The 14,684-nt window shown below is 38.5% G+C and carries 10 protein-coding genes, 1 tRNA gene and 2 pseudogenes; 5 read left to right on the top strand and 8 right to left on the bottom strand.

The genetic code is table 11. The features are described from left to right. Positions 1-174 precede the first annotated feature (174 nt). The 4 genes and pseudogenes from ACKPEB_RS10715 to murA all read right to left on the bottom strand — a co-directional run bounded on the left by ACKPEB_RS10715 (position 175) and on the right by murA (position 3,095). A pseudogene (locus tag ACKPEB_RS10715) lies at positions 175-583 on the bottom strand (peroxiredoxin). Positions 584-642: 59 nt separating this feature from the next. Then, positions 643-724: transfer RNA gene (locus ACKPEB_RS10710), tRNA-Leu, on the bottom strand. Then, positions 703-1,578 (bottom strand): M48 family metallopeptidase, encoded by an 876-nt coding sequence (locus tag ACKPEB_RS10705; protein WP_408964873.1) that lies wholly within the window; start codon positions 1,576-1,578, stop codon positions 703-705. The genes ACKPEB_RS10710 and ACKPEB_RS10705 overlap by 22 nt, the downstream gene beginning before the upstream one ends. Before the next feature lie 164 nt (positions 1,579-1,742). Beyond that, positions 1,743-3,095, bottom strand: coding sequence for a UDP-N-acetylglucosamine 1-carboxyvinyltransferase (murA, locus tag ACKPEB_RS10700; protein ID WP_408964872.1), 1,353 nt, complete (start codon positions 3,093-3,095; stop codon positions 1,743-1,745). Between the two features lie 300 nt (positions 3,096-3,395). Here murA and ald point away from each other — a divergent pair, with 300 nt between their 5' ends. After that, positions 3,396-4,481, top strand: a complete 1,086-nt coding sequence (ald, locus tag ACKPEB_RS10695) for an alanine dehydrogenase (protein WP_408964871.1) — start codon at positions 3,396-3,398, stop codon at positions 4,479-4,481. A 74-nt stretch (positions 4,482-4,555) separates the two neighbouring features. Here the strand turns inward: ald and ACKPEB_RS10690 are convergent, their stop codons facing one another. From ACKPEB_RS10690 to ACKPEB_RS10675, 4 genes are all read right to left on the bottom strand, one after another. Then, a complete protein-coding gene (locus ACKPEB_RS10690; protein ID WP_408964870.1) occupies positions 4,556-5,476 on the bottom strand; it encodes an ATP adenylyltransferase family protein in 921 nt (306 codons plus the stop codon). Positions 5,477-5,607: 131 nt separating this feature from the next. Continuing rightward, positions 5,608-6,237 carry a methylthioribulose 1-phosphate dehydratase gene (gene mtnB, locus ACKPEB_RS10685; protein ID WP_408964869.1) on the bottom strand — a complete coding sequence of 210 codons (630 nt, stop codon included), beginning with the start codon at positions 6,235-6,237 and terminating at the stop codon, positions 5,608-5,610. A 76-nt stretch (positions 6,238-6,313) separates the two neighbouring features. Beyond that, positions 6,314-7,474, bottom strand: a complete 1,161-nt coding sequence (locus tag ACKPEB_RS10680) for a RuBisCO large subunit C-terminal-like domain-containing protein (protein ID WP_408964868.1) — start codon at positions 7,472-7,474, stop codon at positions 6,314-6,316. 63 nt (positions 7,475-7,537) lie between these two features. Next, entirely contained in the window at positions 7,538-8,110 is a 573-nt protein-coding gene (locus ACKPEB_RS10675) for a 1,2-dihydroxy-3-keto-5-methylthiopentene dioxygenase (RefSeq protein ID WP_408964867.1), read from the bottom strand. A 185-nt stretch (positions 8,111-8,295) separates the two neighbouring features. On the opposite strand from ACKPEB_RS10675, the gene ACKPEB_RS10670 reads away from it, so the two are divergent. The 4 genes and pseudogenes from ACKPEB_RS10670 to ACKPEB_RS10655 form a co-directional block, all read left to right on the top strand. After that, entirely contained in the window at positions 8,296-10,572 is a 2,277-nt protein-coding gene (locus ACKPEB_RS10670) for an AAA family ATPase (RefSeq protein WP_408964866.1), read from the top strand. 6 nt (positions 10,573-10,578) lie between these two features. Beyond that, the gene (locus ACKPEB_RS10665) at positions 10,579-12,147 is read left to right on the top strand and encodes a DUF2357 domain-containing protein (RefSeq protein ID WP_408964865.1); all 1,569 of its coding nucleotides are present in this window, start codon (positions 10,579-10,581) and stop codon (positions 12,145-12,147) included. Continuing rightward, a complete protein-coding gene (locus ACKPEB_RS10660) occupies positions 12,137-13,705 on the top strand; it encodes a hypothetical protein (RefSeq protein ID WP_408964863.1) in 1,569 nt (522 codons plus the stop codon). Before ACKPEB_RS10665 ends, ACKPEB_RS10660 begins: the two co-directional genes overlap by 11 nt. Then, positions 13,702-14,684 (top strand): annotated as a pseudogene (locus ACKPEB_RS10655) (hypothetical protein); the annotation flags it as partial. The gene ACKPEB_RS10660 and the pseudogene ACKPEB_RS10655, both read left to right, overlap by 4 nt.

Here is a 14,684-nt window from a genome sequence, read left to right as displayed (position 1 = left end):
CCTTCATCGGCGTATTTTCTTAATGTATTGGGATGCAGACCCAGAAATTCGACCGCTTTTCTGAGTGGTATGTATGCCATGTTTCAAACTATAGCATACGTTAGTGTCTGTTAACAAAACTTACACTGTTGAATAACCTCCTATCCGTATCAAAATTATCGGATTGAAAAACACCTATTCATTGCGCAGGGTTTGCAGAACTTCTCGGCTATGGGTTTCCGGTTTAACTTTACGATAAATCGTTTGAATGCGACCCTCACCATCAATCACAAAGGTATGCCACTTTTCCGCCATCGTCAACCAATAGAGCAAAGGGTAACTGATATTTATTAACAAATTTGCGATGGGATACTGGGTTATCCGTACTAATCCCTAAAACAATAATATTATTTTGTTGGTACTCTCCGTACTCTCCGTAAATATCCCGAAATCCACAAGCTTCCTTTCTACATCCGGGGGTATTATCACGGGGATAAAAATATAAAACCACTCGTTTTCCGCGAAAATCACTTAAACGCACGAGATTTCCTTCCGCATCCGGTAAGATCAACTCCGGTGCTAAATCACCTGGGTTAAGGGTTATGTCCATTCTTAAAAACAATTCAACAGAAGGCTTACTGCGATTTGATCCAATTGTAACAATGGGCAAGGAGAGACTCGAACTCTCATGACCGAAGCCGCCGCATTTTGAGTGCGGTGCGTCTACCAATTTCGCCACTCGCCCTTGGGAGTAACTTTATTATTATATACCATAAAGTTTTGTTTTAGCAAGCTTTGATAATTAGGACTACTCGACCAGCGATCAATTTCTCTGGCCCGCAGTACCGGAAGGGGATGGGTTAATTGGGCGGTTTGAGTTTGTTTGAGCAATTCTCCCAATTCCGTACTACTAATTTGATCATACGTCCGGGCTTGGGCAACAAAGGCATCTAAATTCAAATGGGGAGCTAAACTCGGAGAACCGCCCGACAGTTTCATTAACACCGACATCACCACCCTGGGTTCTTGAATGGCTAATAATGCTGCGCGATCGCAAGAAAACTCAGCACATCGTACCCATTCCATTAACTGCGTCTGTAACCCCTGAGTCAAAATCTTGCCCCAAGGAGATAACAAATTAGCAGCTAAGACCACTAAATTAGCTAAGGTTAAATACACCCCATGTTCACATTTTAAATGTCCTAACTCATGGGCAATTACCGCTTGAATTTCTTCCGGGGTTAATAATTCGATTAAGGACGTATGCACCACAATAAACGCTTGTTTACCCCGCATCGCAAAAGTATAAGCATTGGGAACCGGATGTTGGCGAATATAAAGTTGAGGTGGTTCTAAATCTAAGGTTTGGCAAGCATCCAACAATAATTGATGAAGATGAGGTAATTGTTGGTCACTGACTAAAATACTCGATGCAATATTTTCTAAATAAAAAAACTGCTCTCCCACACCGCCCAAAACTTGCCGAACCAATAAATCTAAACCGGGCAATTGTTTGAGGGAATTAGTGGCTTGTAAATCCAAAGGATGACGAAAATGATCGGCTCGAAGTCCAATTAATGGGATCGTTGAAAGTGCCATAGCAGCAAAAATAGTGAAGTCAAACTATAACAAATTCTAACCTCTAACCCTTGAAAATTGGGCGAGTTGTGAGTTGCAACCAAAAATCAAACGCACCCTAAGACAACTCACAACAAACACTCCAGTTTTGGGGATAAGCCGATCTCCGCCGAGAGCGCAGTGGCTTATTGCTGATCCGTTAATCCCTGATCAATACGCTGGAGTTTGGCGCCCAATTGCTGAAGTTTCGCTTCCAATTGTTCATAACCCCGATCCAGATGTTTTAATCCCTGAATGGTGGTTTCTCCTTCTGCGGCTAGTCCAGCGAGGACTAAAGCCGCAGAAGCCCGTAAGTCCGTTGCGGTCACTGGAGCACCAGAAAGGAAAGGAACCCCTCGAACTAAAGCCGTAGTTCCTTTTACCCGAATATCTGCACCCATGCGGCTGAGTTCAGGAACATGACCAAACCGATTTTCAAATACCGTTTCACTGATCAAGCTATTACCTTCACACAGCGTTAACAACGCCATCAAGGGGGCTTGCATATCCGTAGGGAAACCCGGATAGGGTAGGGTTTCAATGTCCGTTGCCTTTAACTGCTCCGCCCGGAGAAGGCGTAAATGGTTTTGTCCTTCCATCTCAATTTTGACCCCAATGGCCTTAAGTTTTGCCAATACAGGAGTCAAGTGTTCAGGAATAATGGGAGATAAGCTAATTTCAGAGTGGGTAATGGCCCCAGCTATTAAAAAAGTTCCGGCTTCTATTCGATCAGGAATAATCGAATAATCCGCCGAATGCAGACTGGGAACGCCAGAAATCACAATAGTTTTGGTTCCAGCCCCTTGAATTTTAGCTCCCATCGCACAGCACAAGTTAGCTAAATCAATGACTTCTGGTTCTTGGGCTGCATTTTCTAGGATGGTTTCTCCCTCAGCGAGAGTCGCCGCCATCATTAAGGTTTCCGTTGCTCCTACACTGGGATAATCCAGATAGATGCGAGCGCCTTTGAGTCGAGGGTTGACTCCAGGGACATGAGCATGAACAATACCGTGATCGATATGAACTTCTGCTCCTAATGCTTGCAGTCCCCGAACGTGCAGATCCACAGGTCTAGCACCAATGGCACAACCTCCGGGTAAGGGGACTCTAGCTACCCCTAAACGAGCGAGTATTGGCCCAATGGCAAAGAAACTAGCCCGCAGTTGACTCACCAGTTCATAGGGAGCTTGTGATTCGGACAATTGACCGGATTGAATCTCGATCATGTCACCTTGTCGCTCGATTTTGACGCCAAGCGCGGTGAGAATTTCGCTCATGCGGTTGACATCAACTAAAGAGGGAACGTTACGCAGCCGACAATCTTCGGAACAGAGTAACGCACCTGCCATTAAAACTAAAGCGGAATTTTTAGCACCGCTAATTGAGACATGACCCTGGAGGGGTTGACGTCCCCAAATTTTTAGGATGGATGGGTTGGCGTTGGACGCAGGAGCAAGATTTGTTGAGCGAATAGCGAGTGTAATGGGTCTATCCTCCAAAAAAGGTTGTAAGTTTACATTCTGTAATTTTTTGTTCTGATTCTACCGAAAAGATTTCAGATGTCTAGGGGGAAAATACAGTTCATCGTCATCCGATATCTGCAATCAAGCTCAGGGAGGGTTTTTTCAGAATAAGCTGTCACGCACTTAATTTTTTTACCCACAAGCCTTGCTAGAAAGACTCTAGGCTATAAAATATTAAATTTAGATGCGGAGCAGCTTATAACTTTGGAGATACCGATGTGCAAAATAATACGGGGGATCTAAAATCGAAGCAATACTTAAGAGTAATAATCGATTATGCAAATTGGTATTCCTAAAGAAATCAAGGATCAAGAATGGAGAGTCGGATTGACTCCCGGTAGTGTCAGAGTTTGCTGTGAACGAGGTCATCAAGTTTTTGTGGAAATGGGTGCGGGAGTGGGTGCTGGCTTTACCGATGAGGATTATACACGAGCAGGAGCCACAATCGTTAATTCTCCGGTCGAGGCTTGGTGTCGAGACTTGGTGGTGAAAGTCAAAGAGCCTTTATCCTCAGAATATGGGTTCATTCAAAAAGAACAACTCTTGTTTACTTACTTGCATTTAGCCGCAGATCGGGAACTGACGGAACAATTAATCCATAAAGGTGTCCATGCGATCGCCTATGAAACCGTAGAACTTCCCGATGGTCGGTTGCCGTTATTGACTCCAATGAGTATTATTGCTGGACGATTATCGATTCAGTTTGGAGCGCGTTATTTGGAACGCCAACAGGGAGGACGGGGGGTTTTATTAGGGGGAATTCCAGGGGTAAAAGCTGCAACTGTTGTGATTTTAGGGGGTGGTGTTGTCGGGACAGAGGCGGCGAGAGTTGCTCTGGGAATGGGAGCTAAGGTACAAATTTTAGATGTGAATGTCGAGCGGTTAGCTTATTTAGAAACTCTCTTCGGTTCTAGTGTGGAATTACTCCATAGTCATCCCTCTCAAATTGAAGAAAGTGTTCCTCAAGCGGATTTATTAATTGGTGCGGTTTTAATCTTAGGAAAACGTGCCCCTAAATTGGTTTCTCGTGAGTTAGTTGCCAAAATGCGCCCTGGTTCCGTGATTGTAGATGTAGCGGTTGATCAAGGGGGATGTATTGAAACCTTACGTCCAACCTCCCATAGTCATCCAATTTATATTGAAGAAAAGGTCGTTCATTATGGAGTTCCTAATATGCCGGGTGCTGTGCCTTGGACAGCAACCCAAGCTTTGAATAATAGTACCTTACCTTATGTTCTTCAGTTAGCAGATAAGGGACTCAAAGCATTAGAATTTAACCCGGTTTTAGCCAAAGGATTAAATGTGGAAAATCACCATTTAGTTCATCCGGCGGTACGGGAAGTTTTTCCTGATTTAGTTTAAAAAAATCACGAATTACGAATTACGAATTACGAATGGGGAATGGGGAATAGAAAAAACATCAAAAAAGAGCCGAATTAACGGGCAATTCCCACTTGTTTTAAAACCGTTAGGGGGTGATAGGATTTCAGCCATTGCAGTTGTTCTGAATTTCTGACTAATAATCCTCCCGCAAACCCTAAAGAATTAATCGAAATTCCCTCAAATTCTTCTTGAGATCTCGGAATAATCATCATCCAATTTCGGGTTGCTAATAAATTATAAGCTCCTGATTGTAAGGGTTGGTCATTAACAGATAAACTAACGGCGGATAATAACGAAAAATATAATTCTAAGGTAAAAATTGCCGCTTCTGAGGGGGTTTGAATCCAATTTGGGTTAAAAGAGGCGATCGCGTGAACAAATGGAAATTCAGGAATAATTCCGATGGAATTCTGAAATTGTACAGATGCGATCGCCGGTTCAATGGGAAGATTTAAACCATCGGGAACTAAGGGAAAGGGAACTAATTGTAAATGTTTATGGCGTTGACTGGCTCCCGCTAATTGACCTCCATTATAAAAGACTAATCCATTAATTTCTGCTAAAGTTAGCCACAACGCTTCAAAATCTCTTTGAGTCAGCCAAGCTTCTTGTTCTTCAAATTTGCGAGTTACCATTAATAAATGATAATTTACTACATTAAATTTATTCAGTAAACAAACATGAGTTTCTGATAAATTCCCCACAAATAAATCAAGTTCATAAGGTAAAAATGGATTAAAATCTTGATTGTTTTTTTTTGTTTTTTGTTGTTGTTGTTTTTTCGCTTTTTCTTTCCGGGCTAAGTTTGCTAAAATTCTAACCAAAAAGCGAATATCACCTTCTTCAATAAAATCATAATCCGTTGCAATGGGTTGAAGGGCTCCGCAGTTGAGAGCATATTCGGTTTGAGTGATCGTCCGTTGCCATAATGTCCCTGATGCCAAGATAGGGGTTTCTGTTGTTTCCGTTGTCATTATCGTTTCTTTAAATAAATACAATTTTTAAGGTTATAGCAACTGCCAAGATAGTTAGGACACAGACGTATTTTGGACTAGACTTGTGCCTGTCTTTTCCTCCCTGTTCCCTGTTCCCTGCTATCATATTTCTAATGTTTAAAATTCAATCCAGCTTGACGGGCTGCGACAATATAACGAAAGATATATTCAGCCAATTCAACATGATTTTCGGCGGCTTCTGGGGACGCAGCCCAAACCGTTACTCCATGATTTCTAATTAATAATGCCGGAACATCTGGGGTTGTTTGTTTAAACCGTTGCATAATATTTTCTGCAATGCGAGGAACCTCTAAATAATTCTCAAAAACAGGCATATACACTTTGGGGTTTTCTTCCCAAATTCCTAACCCTTTTAACATTTCAATGGGGGGTAAAGGTAATTGTTCATGATCAATAAAATTGGATACTAACTTTGCTTCTACCGAATGAACATGATAACAAGCGTTTGCTTCAGGAAATAAAGAATAAATCGCTTGATGAATACTGGTTTCTGCGGAAGGTTTATTCTGAGGAGCGGGATTTTCTAAGACTTCTCCGGTTAAGGATATTCTCACAAAATCTTCGGCTACTAATTTTCCTTTTTGTTTTCCACTGGCGGTTATCCAAAAACTATTATCTGGCATTTTAGCGGAAAGATTTCCCGCCGTTCCCGCCATCCAACCGAGTTGATAAAATTGGCGGGACGCATGAATTAAAGATTGACGAGGATCGGTGTTCATGAATGAATTAAACAGGGTAAATAATCAGTAAATTAAAATAGCCCCACCTTAGCAAGGGGGGGTTGGGGGGTCACAATTAACCCCATTTTTCCATTGCCTGCCGCAAAGAACTAGGGGGTATTTGATTAATATCAAAAGATTGATGTTGTTGATACCGATCCATGGCTTGAAAGAAGGCTTGAACCCCCGCAGAGGGGCCATCGGGATGATCCATAATTCCTGTTCCCGCATTCAAAATTACATCATTTCCGTAGTCTGATAAAGCTTGGGGGACAATTCCGGGGTGAATTCCCGCAGAAGGAACCGGAAAAACGTTGCGCGATCGCAAAATATCCCTAATTTTCCCTTCTTCAGCCGGATCAAAGGGTAAACTACCATAATGGGCTGGATATAACACCGCATCCGCTCCAGCATGGGCCATCAAGGTTCCGAGGACGACGGAATAGGAAAAACCCGTCTCACCAGAGGCGCATAACGCCCCCGCCAAGGCTGGATGGGCAAAAATGGGAACATTAACCTCTGGATCGGTAGCAAGGGCTTCTAAGACCGAAAAACCGTAGGTGAGAACATTTAATAACAAAGCATTTGCCCCTTCTTGAACCAGCATTCGGGCTTTTTCTAATAGGGTTTGGGCGTTTCCGGTGACGTTCACTGCATACAAAACCGTGCGACCCGTTTGTTGTTTAATGCGGTCTAAAATTGGGCGACAAGCTCTTAAGCGTTCTAGGGTGGGGGCTGTGTTTAAATCCCCCATAATTTCATCATCTTTAATAATATCTAATCCCGCCGTTGCCACTTGTTCTAAAATAGCTGCATGATCTAGGGCTGAAAGTCCTAATGCGGGTTTAAAAATTGCCATAATTAAAGGGCGATCAAAAACGTTCAATTGTTGACGAATTCCTGATATCCCAAAGTTGGGAAGACGACCATAATTGTTATCAAGTCTAAGGGCAATAATTTTACCAACTCCAGCCATTGAATATTTACCAAAAATCATGGTTAATAAGCTAGAAATATCATTTTCAACGTTAATTTCAGGAAATCTAACCGTTGCAATACTATAACCTTGTTCATCGGTTTTAATATTAATGACTTCGGCTAAATGCGATCGCAAACTATCTTCTCGATGACTAAATCGTTCATCCCAGGTTCCGGCTGTTTGTCCAATAGCAATGACTTTCGCCTGACGAAACGCATCAATATGAGGAGGAAAACGATAATCTACTTCAATGGTCATTGTTTTCTATTCTGGAAATTGTTATCATTGCTGTAGAGACGTTGTATCCAACGTCTCTACAAATTAATTCAAAGCTAAGGTTTTTTTCGGTCTTCTGGAAAAAATTCTAATTTCAGTATCCGTATATTCAGGAGTCCAACCTTCAGTGCTCGTAAAATAACGAACGGCTTTAATCCGCCGAGTTTCTGTTAAGTAAAACCAATGTTCTGTATTCGCAGGAACGTTAATATATTCTTCGGCTTCAACGGTTAATTCAACTTGACTGCCATCGGGACGGACAAAGCCAAATACTCCTTCTCCATCAATAATATAACGCACTTCATCATCCGCATGAATATGACATTGTTCAAATTTTTGTAATAGGGTTTCTAGGTTAGGAGTGTCAGGGTTAAGCACAATTAAATCACGAGATTGATAACCTGCTTTTTGTTTTAATTCTTCAAAATATTGATCTAAACCTTGCAGAACAGTTTCTTTCTCTTCATTGTTCAATGCAGGTTGATTGACTAATTCTACGACTTGAGCATCGGTTCCCACAGACCAATGGTTTAAATGAATATTCAGACTAGCTAATTCTCGCTGAATTTCATCGAGTTGGGTGTAGGTTGTTCCGTCTTCTAATTGTAAAACTGCCATGTTTCACCTCCGCAGTATGAATTGTTTTTAAGTCAAACACTATTTATTATATAGCGGTGTGTTGTCGGGTGAGGTACAACGCAAAAACCTGGTTTTTCAAACAATCCCTTTGCTAAAATCCTAGACAGTTGCGTAATTGTTGCCATTACCAGCGATATAATAATTAAACTGCGAGTTAAGTCAATATGCGAAAGAATATTTGGGCAAATCTACCAAAGGACATCTTGGTGGTCGGTGTTCTGAGTTTAGGGATGGGGACAGCCGCATCAGTGGTTTTTCCTGGGGGTGGTCTCGGAACTCCATTAATGGGAAGTACCGCCGGGGCGTTAATTGGGACGGCGGTTTTTAGTAAACAGAAAGAACAAGAACTTAAACGGAGTTTACAAGATTCCCAAGCCCAAAAAGATAAAGATTATCAACTTAGTTTACAAGACTTAAGTAAACGGAAAGATCAAGAGTATCAATTTCGTTTACAAGCACTAGAAAAACAACTCGATACACAACGAAACTGGCAAGAATTTCAAGCTAAATTGATTAGACTCAAAGATCAGGTAGAAAGTCTGGAGCAAAAACAAATAAATTTAGGGGAAGTTGAAGGGAAGTTAACGCAAAAACGATCAGAATTACAGGAAGTTCAGGAGAGATTAACCCGATTAAATCAAGAAAAACAAGATTTAGAAAATCGTGTTAATACCTTGCGTCAAAATCCTCCTAATTTATCAGAATTAGAACAATTAAATACTCAAGTAGGTCAGTTAAGGCTAGAAAAAAGTCAATTAGAGGGTCAGATTACTGCTTTACAATCTCAGAATCAATATTTACAAGAAATTGAGCGATCGCTTCGTGAAATTCAAGCTAATTATATCGTTAAAAATGCCGAATTTCAACAATTAATTGCTGATATTGCCAAAAAACAAGAGGAAACAAAAACCCTGGAACAAAGAACGGTACAATTAGAATTAATCCGAGCAACCTATGATAGTTTATCTCTGGAAACACAACAGTTTGAAACCCGAATTAAGCAACTCAGTCCTGAAATTAATCGTTTAGAAGCAGAGAAACAAAGAATTCTAAACGCGATTCAAGATCATACATTAGATTATCAACAAATAGAAAGAGATAGACAAAGAATTAGAAATTTGAGTTTTGAACTTCGAGAAAAAGAATCTCAAAAACGAGAACTTGAACAAATTGTACAGGAGTTAGAAGGACAGCAATCAGTAGTATTGGGAAAAATTCAAGGTCTCAAAGCAGAGAAAGAGGAACTTCAAGAAGAAATTAATCTGATGAAAAATTTGAGGGAAAGTACAGAAAATACGGCGGATTTTGCTTTGCGATCGCTAAAAGATCATCTATGGACACCGAATTCAAATCCAGAGTGGAATCCAAATCCAGCAGAAAACGTTTTTTTAGATGGGTTTATGCGGCATTTAGAAGCCAAAGGATTAGCATTTCCTCGGCGGGTTGTTTATGCGTTTCATACCTCTTTAAAAGTGCAAGATATTTCTGCTTTAGTGATTTTAGCTGGAATTAGTGGAACTGGAAAAAGCGAACTTCCCCAACGATATGCAGACTTTATAGGCGCACAACAGTTAACTTTAGCAGTTCAACCTCGATGGGATTCTCCTCAAGATTTGCAAGGGTTTTATAACTATGTGGAGAAGAAATTTAAACCGACTGATTTGATCCGAGGAATTTATCAATATAACCATGATCCAGCGATGAACAATCGGATTGTTTTGGTATTATTAGATGAAATGAACTTAGCCCGTGTAGAATATTATTTTAGTGATTTTCTCTCGAAATTAGAAAGCCGTCGTTCGAGTCCTACCTTTTTAGAATTAGATGTGGGTAGTTTACCAATTTCTGAAGCACAAAGAAAGTTAAAAATTCCCAAACAATTTTTATTTGTGGGAACGATGAATGAAGATGAAACCACTCAAACGTTATCGGATAAAGTGTTAGATAGGGCTAATGTTCTCACCTTTGGAAAACCTAAAACTTTACAATTAAGCAAGACGAGGACTACTGAAGGTCAACGTCCTGTGTATGTCAGCTATTCAAGCTTTGAACAATGGTTCAAAACGCCGGATCAAAATTCTGAGGTGGTTCAAAAAGTTAAAGATTATTTAGATCAGGCGAATAACATTATGGAAAGCATCGGACATCCTTTCGCCCATCGAGTCTATCAAGCAATTACTCAATATGTGATTAATTATCCTGGGGTTTCTGACTCAAATTCTGAGAAATTTCGCTTTGCTTTAGTCGATCAATTTGCTCAAAAATTGTTACCAAAACTTAGAGGATTAATGATTGATGATTACCCGGAAGAATTAAATAAATTTGCTAGTTTAATTGAACAATTGGGCGATACTTCCTTAACAGAAGCATTTATAAAAGCGCGAGGTTCACGTTCTCGTCAGTTTGAATGGAAAGGATTAATTTATCCAGAGGAGGAGTAAAGGCAAATGAAGTTATATTCTAGTATTTTTGATTATTTGAATCAACAACGTGAAGTTAGTATTGATCATCTTTTTGAAGCCAAAGATCGCCCCTATTTGGTATTGGAAACAGATGATATTTTATCCCGATGTCCTATGTTAATTGACCAAACCAATCAGGTCTATGAAATAGGTTTTCCTTGGTTAAATCCAACGGATTTAAAACATAATAATTGCCAACTTGAAACTCAGTTGAACTTGGAAATTAACTTGCAATTATCTGTTTTAAAAATTCGAGGTGAAGTGTTAGATCGTGCTACTATTGAAGAGGACAAGCAATTAGAAGAATGTAAAGATAAATTAGGCGATCGCTTAGATGACAAAGTTGCTCAACTATTACAAATTTTTACGGGATTATGTGAAAAGATTTTCACTGAAAAAGTAGGAAAAAATCAAAAAGTTCGAGTGCTGGAGTTACCCGAAAAGTTTCAACAATTCCAGACTGCTGATGCTGTTAAACCTTTAATTATTGCTTTATTAAATAAGTATAATTTAGACAAAAACTTACAAATTATTAGCCCTAAACTGAGACAACAACTCAGACGAAAAGCCGAATTAATGCCTGTTGGAAAGATTCAAGAAATGGATGCTTATTGTTTAAGAGATTATACCCGTCGTCCAGGTTTAACCGCCGCAGAAAAAGCCGGATCTCGACAGGAATTAATGGGGATAAAACGTCACCAAGATTATAATACACCTGAAAATCAGTTTCTGATTTATTTTGCCGGACAAGTTCTTTACCGAGAATCAAATCTTTATAAAATTTATCCAGAATGTGAAAAATTTTATCAAACAATTAAACAGTTTAGACAACAACCAACTGTTCAACCGATTTTAAAAACTTTACACCGTTTTAAACCAGGGAAACCCAATTATGTGTTATTACAAAATCCCATCTATCATGGTTTTTATCAAGCCTATTTAGATTATCTTGCCAAACGGTCAGAAAAAGAGAAGTTATGGACATTTAGAAATCAACTGTTAAAGGATGTGATTTATTTAGCATTTACCGCAACATTTTTGCAATTTCAAGATTCTTATGTTGAACCTTTAAGCTATTTAACAGGTTCTCTGAGTCCTAAACAGGGACAATATTTAAACCATCATGATCAATTTTTCCCTAAAATTCGTGTGTTTTTACGTGATAAAGTCTATGTATTTCAGATTCAAAAATCCAGAAATATCAAATTAGGAGATTACTTAATGACGGTGGAAGTTCATGATTTAAAAACATCGGAACTAAAAGTTAAAAAGTTGCAATTTCCCATCTGGATATTCTGGTATTTTCCCTCACAAGAAACTTTGAAACAAGCTGTTGAATATATTAAAGAATTACCAGATATTGAATCAGCGATTATCTTGTATTTACATAAACCGCCTAATTCTGCATTAGAAAAAGGTAAAATTCAACGAATTACTAATCAAAAAATTTGGGTTTGTCAAATTCCTGACCCGATGTTAGCTAATGGGTTTGAGCAAACATTAAAATTAATAAGTATTTTAATCAAAAATAAATTATTAAACCATGATCAATAAACAGCAATTTTGGCAAGGATTAAAAGCACAAATTAACGATTTTGGAAATAACCCAGAATGGCGTTTAAGGTTGTTAGAACAGTTGGTTAAAACCCAAACTGAGTTAACATTACCGACGGAATTAATTGTTGAAACAATCTGTAACTGTGCGGTTTATTTACAAGAGCGATCGCAACTTAATTTTACCACAGTTCATCCCGTTTTACCGCTTTCTCCTCAACAAATCCAATCTTTAGAAATGGGATTATCTAATAGTCCGATTACGGTGATTTCTGGTTTACCCGCAACGGGAAAAACTCGCATAGCGTTGAATCTTGCGGATGCTGCGATTAAAAATGAAAAACGTATTTTAATTTTAAGTCATTATCCGAGTACATTAACCGCCTATCAACAATTACCTGGATATCCTTATTTATTGTCGGAAAATTCGAGGAATCAATTAGCAATAATTGAACAGATTCGCCACGATCATTTAGCACAACCACAACTCAATTATTTACCACTTTACTGTTTACCGGATACTGAACTAGAACAGTTGCGATCGCCTGCTAAACTAGAAAGATATTTACCCTTAATTACTACCCAATCTATCCCGCAACTCGCCCAAACTTTGAGCTTAGAATTTCCTGATTTAAGTGAATCAAGGTTAAATTGGTTTGCTTATCAACTCAAGAGACTAGAACCCTTATTAAGACAGCAACTTACTTTAGTTCAATCCTACCAAAATCTATCAAAAAATGCAATAGAAACTTTGGCGCAATATCTAAGTCAAAATCTCCTTAATCCTTGTTTAGCAACGGTTGAAGAATTTATGGGTGTTACTGGTCAAACCCTCTGGCAAAATTTCTATGATTTAATTATTATTGAAGAAGCTCAACAGTTAACTTGGGTTGAATTAATCTTAATTTCAGGATTAACCAATAAATTAGTATTATTAGGTGATGAAAATACCGGGTTTATTCCTCCTTCTCGGAATCGAAAATTTTTCCAGCGTGTTCTCTATGGTTTTCCTTGGTTATTGCAATATTTACTTCCTACTTATACTCTGCAACTTTCAGAACAATTTCGTTTACATCCCGAACTAGCAACTACAATTTATGACAGCTTTTCCCCTGAATGGATACAAACAAATTTTCAACAGATGAGTGATTATTTTCCACAATGGGAATATCGGTTATGGTGGGAAGATATTCCTAATCAACAGGAAGGAGAAAAAATATTAGAATTTTTACAAAGTTTTGATTTAGAATTCATCCCCAAAATAGGAATATTAACCTTTTCGGAAACTCAGCGAGAGCAGTTAATTGCTAATTGTCCGATTGAATATAGTTCTGTGATGATTAAAACAGTTACAGAATGGCAAGGAAAAGAAGCATCTATTGTCTTAATTTGTTGTAGTGGAAACCCTAAACTTATTCCTATAGAACATTGGAAAATTGCCTTAACCAGAGGACAAAGTTACTTAATTTTATGGGGAGACTATGAAAAATGGACTCATGCAGTTTCCCGATTAAAACGAATGAAATTACCTAGAATTCGTCAAGGAGTATTATCATGAAAATCCATTATCAAATTCAGGGAACATTTTACCGTCAATTGGTAGAAGGAAACCTTTTATCTGATGTATCTTTATGGCAATTATTACAAGAAATTCAAGCAGTTGCTACCCAAACTCATCGACGAACCCCGCAGCTTTTACGTCAATCTTTTGGGTTAGAATTTATCCCTAATTCAGTCTTAACGGATTTATTAAAGTTTGCTAATGAAGTCACTCAGGATGATCAACTTTATCAATCTTCTAGTTTAAAACTATTATTTCCTAGGAAGTCTAACTTAAAAACAAGCGTTGCTAACCGTTATCTTTATCAATTTATTAGTTCAGAAATTACCTTAAATTTGTTAGCTGATGATCCTCAAATTCCCCTATTTAATGGCAATGAAAATCAACAGAATGGTCGTTATACTCTTGTTTTAGAACAACCTTATTATCCAGGGTTATCATTAGAGATAGCCGAAAAAATATGGCAAGAAGCGGAAACTTTTTGGCAGAATTTACCCAATTATCAAAAAATTGATCGTTTCTTGAGAAGCATTGATACTCAGGAGGCAGTTTTTAGAATTAATGAGAAATTAAGATTAGGGATAAATTGGCAAGAATTACCCTTGAGTTTAAGAGAAGCAATGATTAGTTTACGAGAAGGAAATACGGATATTTCAGATCAATCAGAATCAACTCAACGATTGATTCAAGAATATCAAGATAATTATAGGATTATTGTTAGTCATTTTCCTGAAAATCCTGCTCTAAAACCTAATCTTTCTCCTGTTAATAAAATTTGGGTAAGTCGAGAAAATCGTACTCTATTTCAAAAAATAATTGCTCAAGCGGAGAAGTTTTTACTAATTTCTAGCTATATCCTCGAAGATGAAGCATTAATTAATCAAATTTGTGAAAAATCAGCCACTCTACCGCAAGGAGTCTGGATATTAACAGATTTGCGGGATGAAGTTGTGGATAGAATTGATCAACAAGTGAC

This window comes from Planktothrix sp., assembly GCF_046067725.1.
Classification (GTDB): Bacteria; Cyanobacteriota; Cyanobacteriia; order Cyanobacteriales; family Microcoleaceae; genus Planktothrix.
The sequence above is the reverse complement of the archived record's forward strand: the minus strand, read 5'-3'. Positions and strand labels throughout refer to the sequence as shown.